At 43.8% G+C, this 16,051-nt stretch carries 17 protein-coding genes and 1 tRNA gene; 9 read left to right on the top strand and 9 right to left on the bottom strand.

Going from position 1 to position 16,051, the window contains the following annotated elements:
- The first annotated feature begins 785 nt into the window (after nt 1-785).
- Entirely contained in the window at nt 786-962 is a 177-nt protein-coding gene (locus tag ACX93W_RS26575; protein WP_459395387.1) for a hypothetical protein, read from the top strand.
- Between the two features lie 142 nt (nt 963-1,104).
- On the opposite strand, the gene ACX93W_RS26570 is transcribed toward ACX93W_RS26575, so the two are convergent.
- From ACX93W_RS26570 to ACX93W_RS26550, 5 genes are read right to left on the bottom strand one after another with little or no spacing between them, the layout of a single operon-like run.
- Nucleotides 1,105-1,398: a hypothetical protein gene (locus tag ACX93W_RS26570; protein WP_459395386.1), complete on the bottom strand. Its 294-nt coding sequence runs from the start codon at nt 1,396-1,398 to the stop codon at nt 1,105-1,107.
- A gap of 21 nt (nt 1,399-1,419) precedes the next feature.
- Nucleotides 1,420-2,232, bottom strand: a complete 813-nt coding sequence (locus ACX93W_RS26565; RefSeq protein WP_459395385.1) for an undecaprenyl-diphosphate phosphatase — start codon at nt 2,230-2,232, stop codon at nt 1,420-1,422.
- Between the two features lie 36 nt (nt 2,233-2,268).
- Nucleotides 2,269-3,663: a TrkH family potassium uptake protein gene (locus ACX93W_RS26560; protein ID WP_459395384.1), complete on the bottom strand. Its 1,395-nt coding sequence runs from the start codon at nt 3,661-3,663 to the stop codon at nt 2,269-2,271.
- On the bottom strand, nt 3,650-4,312 hold the full coding sequence (locus ACX93W_RS26555; protein WP_459395383.1) for a potassium channel family protein: 663 nt from the start codon (nt 4,310-4,312) through the stop codon (nt 3,650-3,652). The genes ACX93W_RS26560 and ACX93W_RS26555 overlap by 14 nt, the downstream gene beginning before the upstream one ends.
- A 17-nt stretch (nt 4,313-4,329) precedes the next feature.
- The gene (locus tag ACX93W_RS26550) at nt 4,330-5,376 is read right to left on the bottom strand and encodes an FAD:protein FMN transferase (RefSeq protein WP_459395382.1); all 1,047 of its coding nucleotides are present in this window, start codon (nt 5,374-5,376) and stop codon (nt 4,330-4,332) included.
- A gap of 1,148 nt (nt 5,377-6,524) precedes the next feature.
- On the opposite strand from ACX93W_RS26550, the gene ACX93W_RS26545 reads away from it, so the two are divergent.
- Genes ACX93W_RS26545 through mnhG form a run of 6 tightly spaced genes read left to right on the top strand, consistent with a single transcriptional unit; the run spans nt 6,525 to nt 12,225 of the window.
- A complete protein-coding gene (locus tag ACX93W_RS26545; RefSeq protein WP_459395381.1) occupies nt 6,525-9,395 on the top strand; it encodes a Na+/H+ antiporter subunit A in 2,871 nt (956 codons plus the stop codon).
- 2 nt (nt 9,396-9,397) lie between these two features.
- Nucleotides 9,398-9,733, top strand: coding sequence for a Na(+)/H(+) antiporter subunit C (locus ACX93W_RS26540; RefSeq protein ID WP_459395380.1), 336 nt, complete (start codon nt 9,398-9,400; stop codon nt 9,731-9,733).
- On the top strand, nt 9,730-11,235 hold the full coding sequence (locus tag ACX93W_RS26535) for a Na+/H+ antiporter subunit D (RefSeq protein ID WP_459395379.1): 1,506 nt from the start codon (nt 9,730-9,732) through the stop codon (nt 11,233-11,235). The genes ACX93W_RS26540 and ACX93W_RS26535 overlap by 4 nt, the downstream gene beginning before the upstream one ends.
- Before the next feature lie 12 nt (nt 11,236-11,247).
- Nucleotides 11,248-11,577 (top strand): Na+/H+ antiporter subunit E, encoded by a 330-nt coding sequence (locus ACX93W_RS26530; RefSeq protein ID WP_459395391.1) that lies wholly within the window; start codon nt 11,248-11,250, stop codon nt 11,575-11,577.
- Nucleotides 11,574-11,858 (top strand): Na(+)/H(+) antiporter subunit F1, encoded by a 285-nt coding sequence (locus ACX93W_RS26525; RefSeq protein ID WP_459395378.1) that lies wholly within the window; start codon nt 11,574-11,576, stop codon nt 11,856-11,858. The genes ACX93W_RS26530 and ACX93W_RS26525 overlap by 4 nt, the downstream gene beginning before the upstream one ends.
- Nucleotides 11,851-12,225: a monovalent cation/H(+) antiporter subunit G gene (mnhG, locus tag ACX93W_RS26520; protein ID WP_459395390.1), complete on the top strand. Its 375-nt coding sequence runs from the start codon at nt 11,851-11,853 to the stop codon at nt 12,223-12,225. The genes ACX93W_RS26525 and mnhG overlap by 8 nt, the downstream gene beginning before the upstream one ends.
- 63 nt (nt 12,226-12,288) lie before the next feature.
- On the opposite strand, the gene ACX93W_RS26515 is transcribed toward mnhG, so the two are convergent.
- The 3 genes from ACX93W_RS26515 to ACX93W_RS26505 all read right to left on the bottom strand — a co-directional run bounded on the left by ACX93W_RS26515 (nt 12,289) and on the right by ACX93W_RS26505 (nt 14,179).
- Entirely contained in the window at nt 12,289-12,834 is a 546-nt protein-coding gene (locus tag ACX93W_RS26515) for a Ger(x)C family spore germination C-terminal domain-containing protein (RefSeq protein ID WP_459395377.1), read from the bottom strand.
- A 32-nt stretch (nt 12,835-12,866) separates the two neighbouring features.
- Nucleotides 12,867-13,499 carry a Ger(x)C family spore germination protein gene (locus tag ACX93W_RS26510; RefSeq protein ID WP_459395376.1) on the bottom strand — a complete coding sequence of 211 codons (633 nt, stop codon included), beginning with the start codon at nt 13,497-13,499 and terminating at the stop codon, nt 12,867-12,869.
- 449 nt (nt 13,500-13,948) lie between these two features.
- Complete coding sequence (locus tag ACX93W_RS26505) at nt 13,949-14,179, bottom strand: helix-turn-helix transcriptional regulator (protein WP_459395375.1); 231 nt, start codon at nt 14,177-14,179, stop codon at nt 13,949-13,951.
- 105 nt (nt 14,180-14,284) lie between these two features.
- On the opposite strand from ACX93W_RS26505, the gene ACX93W_RS26500 reads away from it, so the two are divergent.
- Nucleotides 14,285-14,437, top strand: coding sequence for a hypothetical protein (locus tag ACX93W_RS26500; RefSeq protein WP_459395374.1), 153 nt, complete (start codon nt 14,285-14,287; stop codon nt 14,435-14,437).
- A 172-nt stretch (nt 14,438-14,609) separates the two neighbouring features.
- Here the strand turns inward: ACX93W_RS26500 and ACX93W_RS26495 are convergent.
- A tRNA-Arg gene (locus ACX93W_RS26495) sits at nt 14,610-14,686 on the bottom strand.
- Between the two features lie 195 nt (nt 14,687-14,881).
- Here ACX93W_RS26495 and ACX93W_RS26490 point away from each other — a divergent pair.
- The gene (locus tag ACX93W_RS26490) at nt 14,882-15,895 is read left to right on the top strand and encodes an ABC transporter substrate-binding protein (protein ID WP_459395373.1); all 1,014 of its coding nucleotides are present in this window, start codon (nt 14,882-14,884) and stop codon (nt 15,893-15,895) included.
- Nucleotides 15,896-16,051 lie beyond the last annotated feature (156 nt).

The following is a 16,051-nucleotide window of genomic DNA, read 5'->3' as shown; positions in this document are numbered from 1 at the left end:
CACCATCTGCTTTTTGAATTCCGTTGTAAATGTGCGTCGTTGTTTTTTAGGCATTGTAGAGATCCGCTCCTTAGCATGATACGTTTATTCTACAAGCCCTTATTTTTTCTGTCCAACTTAGTGTAGACGATCCAAAAAGCAGTATGAGCAGCATAATCAGGTAAAAATAACAGGAGTGCAAACAAAAGAAGAATTAAAGATAATCAAGGACCTCGTTATTTTCCCAAAAATTGAACAGATGTTACAAAGAGGAATTAACCTGGTAAGTAGCTCCTCTTTCTTTCGGAAGGAGTTTTCAATCCGAAGCTTAGAAGTCATTTTGCTTTATGGAACCGCTTTAAAGAGGAAATAAAAGGAAGGGAATATCCAGCTCCGGCAAGATCACACGGATGATGGTATATTGTATTATCATTACACCTGAAGGGTTTGCGAGGATACGTTTGGAATTACAAAAAGAGCGCTGCAAGTTGAAATAGGAAAGAGATGTACAATAGTACCTAGACCAGCTTTCAAATCACTTGAGGAATCAACGCGTAGTGGAATGCGATTGTACTGTTGTAGTTCTTATTATATACTACATTTAATCGAATAAAATACTGAGGAAGCACCTCTTGATAGAGTCAACTTGGCTTTATTAAGAGGTGCTTTCTTAATTTGGAGGAGAAGATATGAAGTACAATGTCTTTTTACAAGAAAAGGGACGGGATTTAGCAGGTATTTCATCTTAATGGCTAAGAATCAGATATGGCATAGAAATTCACGGCGAGATACTCAGAGGAGATTTGTTGAAAATCAATTTGGAACTTACTGAAAGGATTGCATGTAAATATCCACATATTCCCAATAAAGCTGTACTAGTAGTGAAGAGAACACTGGAAATACCTGAAGTAAAAGATGAACAGGTATTAATTGTAGAAGGACTTACTGCGGATAACTTCCCCATTAAAATCCATAAAGCATGAAGATAAAGGAGAAATACGCTGCACTATAGCAGCTAATAGATACTGGCTTAAAGAGGGTGTATAATTTCTAATTCCGAGGGTTATTCGTGGGAGATCTAACGAACCCTATTTTTTGGTAGATTGGCGTTCTTCATTGAATTGGTTAACTTAATGGGCTCACTTTATTTTTATATGCTTTTATTAACGAAATGGGGGCGGATTCCACATGAAATGGATATACCCCTCGATTCGTATGTAAGTATAAAATCCCTCCTTTTTCTCCAAATTGTCGATAAGACATATCATGAACTTCGTTCATTTGAAATACGTGGTGATGAGTGACGATACGAGAAGGATAAATAATGATTTGATGATGGGTTGTGAGCGTTACCTGCTCATTGTTTGTTATTTTTCTTTCCAAATGGATGTAGGGCTGATTGGCGATTTCGGTTTCCAACAAACTATCCCCCCGGTTTCTTTACAGAATAAAGATAAGCACAATACCTGCGGCAAAGCAATAGTAAGCGAAATATTTCAAATTTCCCTTTTCCATAACATTCATCAGCCACTTCATGGATATATAAGTAAATACCAAGGAAGCGACAAATGCTAGTATATATGGCGCCCACAATGTAGACATTTCCGGATCCTTTGCGATATCGGAAACGCTAAGAACTAGGCCTGCAAGACTAATCGGAATGTAGAGCATAAACGAAAACCGCAACGCCGTTTCTTGCCGCATGCCAACAGCGATCGAGCTGATGACGGTAGCGCCTGAGCGGCTAATTCCAGGAATCAAGGCTACCGCTTGCGCGAATCCAACAAGAATGGAATCCCTGAACGTTAAATCTCCGTCACGTTTGACTCCCCGCATGTTGCGTATGATCCAGAGCGCCGTACCGGTAACTAGAAGGGAAATGCCGATCATTTTGATCGATGAAAATATGGTTTCAATGGTATCTGTAAATAGTAGACCAAGTAATCCAGCCGGGATAGTACCTAGAATGACGTAGAGAATAAATCTAAAATCCGCCCGGTATTTCGGTTCCCGGGTTTGAACAAAGCGAAAGCCATTAATGGCTAAGCGGAGAAGCATGTGGCGATAAATGAATATAATGGCTATAAGTGAAGCTGCATTTAAAAGAGCTTCGAATGAAAGTCCTCGATGCTGCAATCCAATGAGTTGCTGCATCACAATGAGATGACCGCTTGAAGATACAGGGATGGGTTCCGTAAACCCTTGAACGGCTCCCAGAAATACATATTTGAGCAGTAAATTAAGAGTGTCCATAACTGAATTCGACCTCATCTTCTATAAAATTGACCATTAGCCGATCAACACATGATCCTCGGGATAACCGATTTTGGAGGAGCGCGTTTTTTGAGCTAATGCAAAAGCAAGTGTCAGTGGTCCCAGACGGCCGGCAAACATCGTGATCGTGATGATGATCTTGCCTAGCGGGGATAAGTCGGTAGTCAGTCCCATCGACAATCCGGTTGTGCTGAAAGCGGAGGTGGCTTCAAATAGCACTTCCAAAAAATGTTCTTCCAGCATACCTTCCGAAAGCGTAAGTAGCAAAGAGACGAGCAGCACGAAGGCAAGGGAACTGATAGCGACTGCCAAAGCACGGAAGACGGTTTCAGACGATATTTTTCGTTTAAATGCGTGAATCTGTCCCCCGCCACGGAACGTATTCAGCGTCGCCAATACGAGGACGAACACCGTGTTTACCTTGATGCCGCCACCTGTTCCGCCGGAAGCAGCTCCAATAAACATCAGAATGATAATGAGAAATTGAGAAGTGGTCAGCATGCTCCCGATATCAATGGTATTAAAGCCGGAGCTTCTTGGGGCGGCTCCCTGAAAGAAGGCGGACCAGATCCTCTCATTTGTATTTAAGTCCGCGAAGGTTGCAGGATTCCAGCTTTCAAGTAAATAAATCAAAGCAAAACCTGCGGCATAAAGGATCGCCGACCCCAGTAATACCACTTTGGTGTGTAGAGAGAACTTGCCCCAGGATTGCTTGCTAAAAACCTCGACAATTACGATATAGCCAAGGCCTCCGGTTACGAACAGGACAACAATGGTCAAATTTACGAAAGGATCGCCAATAAAAGGCGACAAGCTATCCGACCATAGGGAGAAACCCGCATTGTTAAACGCCGAAATGGAATGAAAAAGCGCGTAATAAGCAGCTTGCCCCCATCCCATGTCCGAATGCCAACGAAGGGTTAGGACAACCATCGCTAATGCTTCAAAAGCGAAAGCAATCAAGACCATATATATCGAGAGCTTCACCAAACCTTGCGATGAGGTGGAGTGCGTCGTTTGCTGAAGGATGAGTCTCTGACGCAGTCCAATTCGTTTACCTATGATGATAGCGACCATAACGCCAACGGTCATAAAGCCCAATCCGCCGATTTGGATGAGAATCATGATGACAATCTGCCCAAAGGTCGAAAACACGCTTCCGGTATCCACAACGACCAGGCCATTAACGCAGACGGCGGAAGTTGCTGTAAATAGAGCATTAAGAAGCCCTATGGACCGACCCGATGCAGAAGAATAGGGAAGCATCAGAAGCAGAGCACCCACCCAAATGAGAGCAAAAAAGATAATAAGTATTAATTGAGGAGGGTTCATACGTTTTTTTAATCGATTTACAATAAAGGCGAGCCAATCGAGCAAGGAGGCTCCTTGGTGGTGATTATTTCTGTTCATAATCGTCTTCCAGATCCCGAATGTCCGAGTTGTTTCCGATGATCAGCATGATATCGCCCGTACGAATTTCATCTTCCGCCTTTGGCGAAACATTCATTTGCTCCCCTGTTTTGATTGCCATGATCGTGCAGCCGTACCTTGCCCGAATGTTTAATTGGTGAAGCAATTTGCCGTTCATTGCGGCGGGAGCCTTCAATTCCACTAAATTATGGTCAGGCGAGAGCTCGATGTAATCAATCAGATTGTCGGAGCTAAGCTGGTTTCCTAGGCGCGCGGCCATGTCCCGTTCCGGATAAACAATATGGTCAGCGCCAATTTTGGTTAAGACCTGACCGTGCATTTCGTTTTTTGCTTTGGCCGTTACTCTAGGGATTTGCAAATCCTTCAATAGTAGGGTCGTTAAAATGCTTGCTTGCAAGTCGTCCCCGATCGCAACAATGGCATGACTGAAGTTTCGTGCACCCAGCTCCTTTAACACGCCTTCATCCGTGCAATCGGCTTGGATGGCATGAGTGGCGATCCCTGAAATTTCTTGTACGAGATGCTCATTTTTATCTACGGCAAGCACTTCGTGGCCATTTATAATCAACGTCTTTACAAGACTCGCTCCAAATCTGCCTAGACCAATTACAATGAATTGCTTCTTCAAAAAAGCACTTCCTTTCGTTAGTTCACGATATGGTACTCCTCATTGGATTTATGGAAAGAATCCAGAAAGCCAGAAGTTGCATACAATCCTTTATCTTTGGATACAAAAATTGCTTCAGCGGATGGAGTAGCTTCGATAAATGCTATGCCTTGTTCTATTCCTAATAAAAAGGCGATTGTTGATAATGCATCTGCTTCGGCTGAGGAATCTGCAATAATGGTGACACTGCTTAGATTGCTCTCTATGGGATAACCGGTTTCAGGATCAAGAATATGATGGTAATACTGATTGTTTTCGATGAAATATCGTTCATAGATGCCCGAAGTCACGATTGTTTTATTCTGGACTTTTACCGTGCCGATGGGAGTGCCTCTGGTTTCGTCCGGATCTTGAATGCCTATCGACCATAATGAACCTGACGGCTTAGAACCAACAACGGCGATGTTGCCCCCAAGGTCAATAAGTGCACTCCGCACGCCTTGGCTCAGCAGATATTCTTTTATCCGATCTGCCGCATATCCCTTTCCAATTGAACCAAGGTCGAGAATCATGGCATTTTCTTTCAAAAATATGGTGTTGTTGTTTTCATCAGTCTCAACTTTTTTGTAATCCGTTAATGCAATCGTGTATTGAATCTCCTCTTCATTGGGGATGTGTGCCCCCTCGTTTCCGATATTCCACAATTGTACCAGAGGACCAATCGCAGGATTATACCGCCCATCCGTCTTGTCTGCGTACGTAATGGCTTCGGAGACTAGATCAAATGTGCTCGATGAGACTTGTACGGGAAAAAGACCTGCACTCTCATTCACCTTGTAGATTTCGCTTGAAGGATTGGTTCTGCTTAATTCCTGGTCAATTTGATGCAGCAAATCTTCAATATCTTCAAACAGGGAATTCGGAACTGATCGATCATAAATTTTCACCTGAACAATAGTGTCGAAAACAAAAAAAGATTTTCCTGCTGACATATTCTGATCTGCAACAGATGATGTTGAACACCCAGCCAACAATAAATGGATAGCTAGAAGAATCAGCGATTGTAAAAGAATTTTTTTAGTCAAAACGTTAGCCCTTCTTTCGGATATTTCATATTCTTGTTATGGGCAAACAAAAAGGGAACCCGTATCACAGGCTCCCTAAAATTAGATAGAGCAATCCCGTTAATGACAGGCTCCACCTTTAACTTCTTATTCATTTACGTCATTATAGCTGAGAACCAGATGGAAATGCAATGATTTAGCAATTGGAAAAAGGTATGCATGTAACATGGAAACCGAAGCCCAACTGGTCAAAACAATTTCATCCGATTTCTTATTGCCATGGCGTAGATATAGATAAGCGTATAGGCCAATAGGTAGGAAACGAATGTCCACCCTATATTCCAATGATTTTCATAAGAAACAATACCCAACAAGTAAGCAAGGAATTCGAATACAGATGTTGTAAAGCTGAAAAAAGTAATGATGGTTATGGGTTTAAACCTACTTTGAAGAAGAAGGATTGTCATTAAAGATCCTAGTACAGGGTATATACCAAAGTTAAACGGCATATAAGCTAGAGGCTCGATTTTTTCAGTGAAAGGAGCGATATGCCAAAAGTCGAAATACAATCCCAATGTGTTAAAAATACAAGCTATTGTTATGGAGATAGGAGAAATGAAAAGAAAATAAACTGCACTTTTTCTTAACCAGTATATGGATGCAATCCATGGTAAGAGGAACCCCAATAGATAGAATATTTGTCAGCATTGTTTATTCCTCCTGAGAATAAGGAATTGTACGAACTATTTTCACATACTCACGGGGTTCGAATATTTGTGATTTTACTTGAACCTTCGAAGCTTGTGCAAAGTCCGGAAATAATTTAATGACCATGACGATTGTCAAGAAAAAAAGAATTCCGCAAATCAAACATTTTTCCTTCATGAACAAGGGACCACCTTTCTTTTCCTAATGATCCCCACAAATCATTCACTCATACCTGAGAAAAGACGTTTTGACAAAAAGAAAGGAGGCACTGTATAATAACAAACAGATTTGAAGACCAATTTCATAGTTATAAATCGGAGGAGCCTGCCAACGCGGGCTCTTTTTGTGTTTTTTTGGTGTTGAAATACAAGGGGCCGTGTTTGAGCAAGCTCTTTTGATAAGTGAATTGGCTAAATCGACCAAGGGAATACTTGGGTGAAAATGAAATAAGGGGGCCCGGAATGTCAGCTATACATGTCATTATCACGCTACCGTTTTTGTTTGCGATTTGTGTGCCGTTGTTCAAGAAAGTCTGGCCAGGTATTCACATGGGGTGGTTTATGTTACCGCTACCCATTGGATTATTCGCGTATCTGCTCAGCTTCATACCTGTTGTGACAGGCGGAGAATCCCTGCATTATTCTCTTCCGTGGATTCCGTCGCTCGGCGTCGAGTTTACGGTTTGGCTTGACGGGCTCAGTCTCTTGTTCGGGCTGTTGATTTCAGGCATTGGATCCTTGGTGGTGTTTTATTCGGTTTTTTATCTGGATAAACAAAAAGAAAATCTGGCGCGTTTTTACGTTTACCTGATGTTGTTTATAGGCGCTATGTTGGGCCTTGTGTTATCGGACAATCTGATGGTGCTTTACGGCTTTTGGGAATTAACCAGCATTTCATCGTTTTTACTCATCGCGTTTTGGAATAAAAGGGAGCGATCCCGTTACGGAGCGTTAAAATCATTGACGATTACCGTTTGCGGCGGGCTCGCGATGTTTGCCGGTTTTGTGCTTCTGTATGTCATGACCGGCACCTTTAGCATTCGGGAGCTCATTTCGGATTTGTCGGTCATTTCCGGGCACGCCTTGTTCATTCCGGCCATGCTGCTTGTACTGCTTGGCGCCTTTACGAAATCGGCTCAGTTTCCGTTTCATATCTGGCTGCCGGATGCGATGGAGGCTCCAACGCCGGTGAGCGCATACCTCCACTCCGCGACAATGGTCAAGGCGGGAATTTATTTGGTTGCCCGTCTCAGTCCTGTTTTTGCCGGAAGTTCGATCTGGTTATGGGCTGTCTCCGGCATTGGCTTGGCTACGTTAGTCTACGGATCGTATCGGGCCATTAAGCAAACCGATCTAAAAGCACTGCTTGCCTTTTCCACGATTAGTCAATTGGGTCTAATTATGAGCTTGTTCGGCCTTGGCTCGGCAGCCGCGTTTTACGCCGGAACCAGCCAATATGTGTTTTTCACGAAAGCAACTGCCGCGGCGATATTTCATTTGATCAATCATGCGGTGTTTAAAGGCGCTTTGTTCATGGTTGTCGGAATTGTCGATCATGAGACCGGCACACGGGATATCCGCAAGCTCGGCGGGCTTATGGCGGTGATGCCAGTCACCTTTACGATCGCGCTACTGGGCTCATTTTCCATGGCCGGGATTCCCCCGTTTGGCGGGTTTTTAAGTAAAGAAATGTTCTTTACCGCCATGTTGAACATTCGGGAAATGTCCTTTGCCAATATGGATATATGGGGAACTTTATTCCCGATGATCGCTTGGATTGCCAGCGTATTTACGTTTGCTTACAGCCTATTGGTCGTATTCCGCACATTTGGTGGGAAGGCGCAATTTGATAAATTGGAGAAAAAGCCGCACGAGGCGCCGCTTGGACTTCTGATTCCGCCAGTGGTGCTGGCTTCGCTGGTCGTGGTTATTGGTTTTTTTCCGAATCTGCTTTCCCACTCCATAATCGAACCTGCGATGGCGGCCGTATATCCATTCGGTTTACAGCCGAATGAGTCGTTTATGGTTCATATCGAAATGTGGCACGGCTTTACAACCGAGCTATACATGACGATGGGGGTTGCGGCGATTGGTACGGCGATCTTCTTCATGCATCGCCGCTTTAAGTGGGTGAACGAACCCTTAGAGCTGGGTGCCTCATTAAACAGCTTCTATGACAATTCGTTACAGAGATTGGATTCCGGTGCAAGCCGATTCACGCGAAAGTATATGACGGGATCGATTCGGCATTATCTGATCTACATTTTTATATTCCTGACCTTTGCTCTGGGTTTCAATCTGTTTTACGCAGGCGGCTTCACAGTGAAAATGGATGAATTTGCACCCATTTCTTTTTATGAAGTGGTGATCATCACGGCGCTCATCTTGTCCGCCTTAGCGGTACCTTTCGCCAATTCCAGATTGATGGCGATTATTTTGACGGGTATGACGGGATATATGGTTACGTTATTCTTTGTACTTTTCCGGGCTCCGGACCTTGCATTGACTCAAATGATCGTCGAAACGGTTTCGGTTGCCCTTTTTCTGCTCTGTTTTTCTCATTTGCCCAAATTAAAGAAAGAGGTTGTCAAAAGGAAAACCAAGCTGTGGAATATCGGGATTGCCGTGAGCGTTGGCGTTGTCATGACGCTTGTTTCCCTAAGCGTTAGCGGCAGTAGAAAGTTTGACTCTATCTCCCATTTCTTTATCGAAAATAGCTATAAGCTGGCGGGCGGCAAAAATGTCGTCAATGTCATCTTGGTTGATTTCCGGGGATTCGATACGCTGTTGGAAGTTGTCGTGCTTGGCATTGCTTCGTTCGGCATTTACACCCTCATCAAGCTGAGAAGGGAAGACGACGCTTTGAATCCGAAACGTCCATATGGATTCAAATTGGATATTTACAGCGGTATCCGAAGCAACGACGTGATATTGCGGACGATTGCGAAGTTTGCGGTTGGTCTGATTTTGTTGTATTCGGTGTATCTGTTCTACATGGGACACCATCATCCCGGCGGCGGCTTTATCGGCGGACTGATGGCATCGGCCGCGCTTCTGTTATGTGCGATAGCGGTTGGACTGGAACGATTCGAGAAAATGGTGCCTTTCGATTTCAAACGCATGACTGTTATCGGCATTTTGATCGCGCTGTTTACCGGCATGGGATCGTTCTTGTTTAAAGTGCCATTCCTTAGTCAAACCTTCGATTATTTTACTATCCCTTTTATCGGGGAACTGGAGCTCGCAACAGCTACATTATTCGATTTAGGCGTATACCTCACTGTCATCGGGGTCGCGTCAACGATTTTATTTACGATAGGGAGGGATAAGTAACGATGGAATTGTACATGTCCATTGCGATTGGCGTTTTGTTTACAATCGGCGTTTACCTTCTGCTGTCGAAAAGCTTGTTGCGGATTGTTTTAGGAATATCGTTTTTAACTCATGGTGTCCACTTGTTACTGCTTACGATGTCCAAACTAAAAACAGGGGCTCCTCCATTACTGGGGGAAGAGGCACAATCGTACACAGACCCCTTGCCACAGGCACTTATTTTGACTTCAATTGTCATTAGTTTTGGTGTCACGTCGTTTTTGCTTGTACTGGCCTATAAATCGTATAAAAAATTGGGGACTGATGATATGGAAGAGTTAAGGGAGGACACCGAATGAATAACTTGCTCATATGGCCCTTACTGGTTCCATTACTGACGGCGGTCGTGCTAGTATTTTTCAGGAAAAATATAGCCTTTCAGCGCTGGATAAGTGCAATCGGCAGTATTGCGGGCATGGCAGTGGCGATTGTATTAGTGGCGCAGGTGAAGCAGGGTGGAATTCAAACCCTGTATATGAGCGGTTGGGTTCCACCTTACGGCATCATTTTTGTTGCCGACATGACGGCTGCTTTACTTGTTTTGGCAACGGCTTTAATCGGTATGTTTATCGTTTTTTTCTCGATGGGAAGCATTGATAACGAAAGACAACGCCATTTTTATTTTCCGCTGCTACATTTTTTATTGGTTGGTGTCAGTGGCTCTTTTCTGACGGGTGATATTTTCAATCTGTTTGTGTGCTTTGAGGTTATGCTTATCTCTTCCTACGCTTTAATTGTGCTAGGGGGCACGAAGCTGCAGCTCAAAGAAACGATTAAATATGTATTAATCAATATTGTCTCTTCCACGCTCTTTGTAGTGGCGGTTGCATATCTTTACGGAGTGACGGGGGCCCTTAACATGGCCGACTTGTCCGTTAAGGTGGCGGAAGTCGGACAAGACGGGATATTAAATGTCATTGCGATTCTATTTTTGATTGTGTTTTCGTTAAAAGCCGGTCTGCTATTGTTTTTCTGGCTTCCTGGCTCTTACAGTGCTCCCCCTACGGCGGTTATCGCCTTGTTTGGTGCACTGCTCACCAAAGTGGGGATGTACACGTTAGTGCGGGTTTTCACGTTGATTTTCAATGGGGATCCTGCTGTAACGCATACTTGGATTGCCTGGATGGCGGGCGCAACCATGATTATGGGGGCTTTGGGAGCGTTGACCTATCGGGATATCTCGCGAATATTGAATTATAACGTCATCATTAGTATCGGGTTTATCGCTTTTGGTTTAGCGACGGCGAATGAAGAAGCGTTGTCGGGAGTGGTTTTTTACTTGCTTCATGACATGGTGGGCAAAGCGCTTTTGTTTATCCTTGGCGGGTTGATTATTCAGGCGGCCGGTACTAGCGATCTGGATAAAATGGGTGGATTATTAAAGCGCCATCCGGTGCTTGGCTGGATGTTTTTCGTTACGGCGCTGGCTTTGGCGGGAATTCCTCCGTTAAGTGGGTTCCCTGGAAAGCTGCAAATCATCAGCGGCGGTTTCGTGGAAGGACATTATATGCTTGCGGCGATTTCTCTTCTTACTAGCTTCATCGTTTTGTATTCGCTTGTTCGCATATTCATGGCTGCCTTCTGGGGGGAAGAACGGTTAACCAGTGCATCGGACGATGTAAAGGTGCCAATCCAATCGGGGCATGCCAATTGGCTGAACTTGTGGTTTCCGGCAACAGGGCTGTTTGTAATCATTATCGCAATGGGAGTAGGAGCGGAGTGGATTTACCCGTTTGCAGAACAAGCGGGACACACTTTGCTGAATCCCGCTGAATATGTGAAGGCAATCCTGAAGGAGTAGATGAGATTGAGAATGTTAAGAAAGATATGGGCGATTATGAAATTGCTGGCATTGTTTAACAAGGAGTTAATTTTGTCCGGCATTACGGTTCTAGTCGAGGTTTTACGCCCCCAAATCAAAGTTCGGCCCGGTATCTTCAAAATGGATACCGAGTTGAAAACGGATTTTGAGATCACACTGTTAGCTTGTTTGATTTGTTTAACGCCGGGTACACTGACGTTGGATGTATCGAGAGACGGGGGAAGTTTATTTATTCACGCGATGAATATCAATGAATCGGATGACTTGGCCGAGCAAATAAAAAATTCTTTCGAGAAGGCGATTCTGGAGGTAACAAGATGATGGAAACGATTCTTTGGATAGCCCTCGGACTATTGGCGATAGCCATTCTTGGTTGCCTATATCGTTTGTTGCTCGGACCGTCAATCGTGGATCGTATAGCTTCACTGGATACGATTGGCATTTTGCTTTTATCCATGGTTGCCGTAATTGGGATGGTGAATAAGACCGAAGCGTATTTTGATCTGATCTTGGTCATCGGAATTTTGACTTTCATTGGCACAACGGCAATGGCCAGGTACATTGAGAGGGGGATTGTCCTTGAATCTGGAACTGATGAATAAGATTGTTGAAGTCATGTTAGGGGTTGTCGTGTTACTTGGGGCGATTATTGCGGTAATCAGCGCGCTAGGTCTTATCCGATTGCAGGATGTGTATCTGCGATCTCATGCCGCAACAAAGAGTGCGACACTTGGGGTATTATTCATTCTTAGTGGTGTGTTTTTATATTTCTGGATATTCCATCAACATTTCAGTTTAAAGCTTCTGCTTGGGATATTATTTGTATTCCTAACCTCTCCGGTCGCCGGTCATTTGAATGCGCGGGCTGCTTACCGATCTGGTGTGGCTCTGTGGAAGGGAAGCGTAAAGGATGATTTGAAAGCGGCAAGTAAAAGCGAGAGACGCGAAGTTGATAAAGATAACTGGTAATTGACAGGTTAAGGGCTGACTCGTTCCTGGCGGATCGGGTTGGCCCTTTTTAGGTTTTATTGTCTAAAAGCGCAAAGCATCCTTTACCGAGGTACGGGTTGTCCCGATTTTATGGATTTGAACTTTTATGTCGCAATTGACTTCTAGGTTTGGCCAATAATAGATTGACCAGTTTTCTTTCATTTTTGCCCATGATTTAGGGTGTTCTAGATAAAAAAGTTGACCAAATCCAAAAACGTCAAATTGATATTTTCTTTGTGCGTGATGAATAGTACGTTCTATTATTCCCTTGATCCGTTCTGCGGCTTTCTTCTTAATTTCATTGATGGTTTCTGGCGAACTAACATCTATTGTACATTGTACGTCCGAAACAATACTAACATTCTTGATATTGATGGTTACTACTGGTTTGCCTTCTGAAATTTCAACATTTATTTTAGTTTCATTACGCAAGGTTTCAATACCAATAAGTTCACCACTGGGGCATGTAATATGTCCTGCTGAGTTTCGAATATTGTTTTTAATAAAATTATAACCTTTGCTTTGTTCTTCACCAAACCATCCAGCAAGCTTATCATTATTAAAAACAGCTAGCCCTTCCAATTTCACATATGCATTAGGCTGAACTTCCTGGGCATTCGTTATATTTTTCCCTCATCTAAGCTGCCGTATAACTTCAATACGGGGAGTACGGGGTTTACTCCTTCAGACACGAGTTCCTCGATAAGTTCATCTATGGTCGCAGCATTGCTTATTGTCCAATTTTTTCTCGATGTCTCGATCATATGGTAAAAATTATCTGCAGGAATACGTTCCAAAGAAGTGATGACTTCTAACACATCCATTGCATCACTTTTTTTGGAAATAGCTATAAAAAAATCTTTACGTGTCTCAGGATTGCGATTAAATATATCCAATACTTCTGATATTCCTTGCTTTGCAAGCGATTCACCAATAATAACAAGGCGAATATGAGCAGAATAAATCTTTCCAGGACTTCTTACAGTCAATTTGCGAAAGGCTTCCAAAATGGTTGGTGCTTGCGCGTGGAATAATGTAACAGGAGATAAATTATTGCTGCTTTCATATTTTGAGACTTCGCCAGGAATAACAACCTGAGTAGCTACCTGATATTCATCTCCCACCATATCTATTGCCGTTGCGAGCTGAATGGCTATATGATTTAATTCTTTTCTGTTCCAGCAGCCAGTTAGGAGTGGAAAAGTCAAACATATAACGAGGACGATACATATTTGCTTTTGAAAGATGATCATAATGTGATTTCCTCTCCTAAAGATCTTGTAAATCGCCCATGCGATGCCCATTTATTGAATTGGAAAGGAGCCCTGTAAACAGGCTCGATGGAGTACTTTTATTTTCTCCCATTTTCACTTTTTCATCCCAAATATCACTAAAGGTGTACTCACTTCACAAGGAACGCCATGATGATTTACATGCTGCCAAAAGAGCACAATTTGGATCATACTTTTATCAAACTATTTACTGGGGAATTCGTAGTATTCTTTTATAAGCAAAGAAAAGTCACCATATTTTTGGTGGCTTATTTTAATTGAAAATGTCAGACATATGTACAACTGGCTAATGGAAGTTGTAAACTTGCTCGTTCGACAAAATGTGACAAAATACCCAAGTTTACGATGGTACAATTGGCGCAGTTGTCAATCTATAGATTGACAATATGGGCATAGGGGAGTAGTTAAAACTACTCAAGCCCGCTGTCGTTGATTTTTACAATGTAGAGGTCTCTGGGTTCACAGTCCAGGATGTAGGAGGCCTTCAAAGACATCTCAAGCGAGAACATCTTCTTTTTCTTGATGATTAGGTTAATGAACTGGCGAGAAACCCCAAGGCGACGTGCGAATTCAGCCTTGGTTAAATTAGCCTCTTTCAATCGTGGTTCCAGCAGGCTCTCCCCTAGCTCCAGGGAAAGCATAAGGTTCACCTTTCAATAAGTTTTTTTAACTCAGAGGACTTGTACTTTGAGTATATAGCTTTTAAAAGAGTTAAATCAACCAAGATCGTCACAGGAGGGATTTATGTGGTACAAATCACTTTTGAATGTGAGAATACAATGGAACTAGAACAACTCAAAACCTTATTACACGCAATTTTAATAATTAAAGGTGTCTCGCTTCCAGTGGATGTTGAGGTTGAGTTCGCCAATGAGACAAAAGTTATCAACATAGGCTAAGAGACTGGCAGGCGGGCACCCTAACTAAATCTTACTAGGCATACATATAAATTTCCCCTAAAAAAACAAACTCCGATCCCAATTCCGATCCCAATAGCTTATCAATCAATATTGTCTCGGTAATGAAAAAAAGAAAAACCCTTGATTATCAAGGGTTCTCAGGACTATTATATGGCGCGCCCGATACGATTCGAACGTACGACCTGCAGTTTAGGAAACTGTCGCTCTATCCTGCTGAGCTACGGGCGCGCAGCAAGATATATTATATCACCGGAGCCTCCCTCGGCGCAACTTGCAAAAAGGGAGTATTTACCTCGTCACGAAGCTGATCAATTCAGCCTGCCTTAGCATGCAATGCGGCCCCAAAAATAAATTGCCAATGGCCAACCTTCATGCTATATTGATAATGATTATCAATATCGAAATATACAGGGGTGGAGAGTTGTGTTGAAGTCAAAAAAGGTTTTGTTGTCGCTTGTTCTATTATTTATGCTGGCGACCGTGCTTGCGGCATGCGGAGGAGACGAAGGCAATAGCGCCAACGAGGGGGGCAGCGTCACAGCTTCCGAACCAACGGCGACTGTTGCTCCCGCAGAAACGGCGGATGCGGCGTCAGGCGACAGCGAGACGGTTATCTTTAAAGCCGCCAACGGGGATATTCAAATCCCGCGCAATCCGCAACGCATCGTGGACGGAACGGCGTTTTATACGGGCTACTTCCTCGCTCTGGGTGTCACGCCTGTTGGCGTTCAGGAAGGAGTTTTTAATAGCCCGTATTTGAAGGATAAGCTTGCAGGCGCGCAAAGCCTGGGCAACGAGCCGACACCCGAAAACGTGCTTGCTCTGAATCCCGACCTGATCGTTGTGTTCAGCGGAACGGAAGGTATTGACCAACTGGAGAAAATAGCACCGGTTGTCACTATCGACTATGGCACCAAGGCTTATAGGGAACAACTGATGGAATTCGGCAAATTGACAAACAAGGAAGCCGAAGCAGAGGCTTGGATACAGCAGTGGGAAGACCAAATCAATGAGTTGAAACCCAAGGTGCAAGCAGCTGTAGGCAATAAAACCGTATCCATTCTTAATCCATACGAGAAAGGACTGTACGTCTTCGGCCATAACTATGGGCGCGGTGGCGAGATCATCTACAGCGAGTTTGGTCTGAAAGCGCCGGAGGAAGGCCAGAAACAGGTTATTGACAGCGGAACGGGTTGGGCATCCATTTCGATGGAGATGCTGCCGCAATTTGCTGGGGATATTATCTTTACTTCGCCGTGGTCAGGCGATACGGCAGATCCGAAGATCGTATACGAAAACGCGGTATGGCTAGGTCTTCCTGCCGTGAAAGCGGGAAACGTATTTCAGCTTGATCCCACGGCAGACACGTTCAACGATCCAGTCACGATGCAATCCCAGCTGCAATATATTGCGGACAGCTTGATTTCCGCGAAGTAAACGAAGAAAGGGCGTTCCAGAGGTCAACGGCGACTTCGGAACGCCCCTTCTTATTGCGGGAGCGGCAAGGAACAGTCTTCCGGTTGCGAAGATTAGTTCTATTTGCTAGTCTCATTCTAAAGATTCCATTCATATATCGGCGGAAAGGACGGGGGG

It is taken from the genome of Paenibacillus sp. CAU 1782 (assembly GCF_054551715.1).
Note: the sequence above shows the minus strand (reverse complement) of the source record. Positions and strands in the feature narration are given on the sequence as shown.

Bases quoted from the DNA above. Each gene is read 5' to 3' on its own strand.
- ACX93W_RS26510 (WP_459395376.1), bottom strand. From the start codon at position 13,499: ATGATCATCTTTCAAAAGCAAATATGTATCGTCCTCGTTATATGTTTG.
- ACX93W_RS26565 (WP_459395385.1), bottom strand. From the start codon at position 2,232: ATGGACACTCTTAATTTACTGCTCAAATATGTATTTCTGGGAGCCGTT.
- ACX93W_RS26540 (WP_459395380.1), top strand. From the start codon at position 9,398: ATGGAATTGTACATGTCCATTGCGATTGGCGTTTTGTTTACAATCGGC.
- ACX93W_RS26535 (WP_459395379.1), top strand. From the start codon at position 9,730: ATGAATAACTTGCTCATATGGCCCTTACTGGTTCCATTACTGACGGCG.
- ACX93W_RS26525 (WP_459395378.1), top strand. From the start codon at position 11,574: ATGATGGAAACGATTCTTTGGATAGCCCTCGGACTATTGGCGATAGCC.
- ACX93W_RS26560 (WP_459395384.1), bottom strand. From the start codon at position 3,663: ATGAACAGAAATAATCACCACCAAGGAGCCTCCTTGCTCGATTGGCTC.
- ACX93W_RS26505 (WP_459395375.1), bottom strand. From the start codon at position 14,179: ATGCTTTCCCTGGAGCTAGGGGAGAGCCTGCTGGAACCACGATTGAAA.
- ACX93W_RS26545 (WP_459395381.1), top strand. From the start codon at position 6,525: ATGTCAGCTATACATGTCATTATCACGCTACCGTTTTTGTTTGCGATT.
- ACX93W_RS26530 (WP_459395391.1), top strand. From the start codon at position 11,248: ATGTTAAGAAAGATATGGGCGATTATGAAATTGCTGGCATTGTTTAAC.
- mnhG (WP_459395390.1), top strand. From the start codon at position 11,851: ATGAATAAGATTGTTGAAGTCATGTTAGGGGTTGTCGTGTTACTTGGG.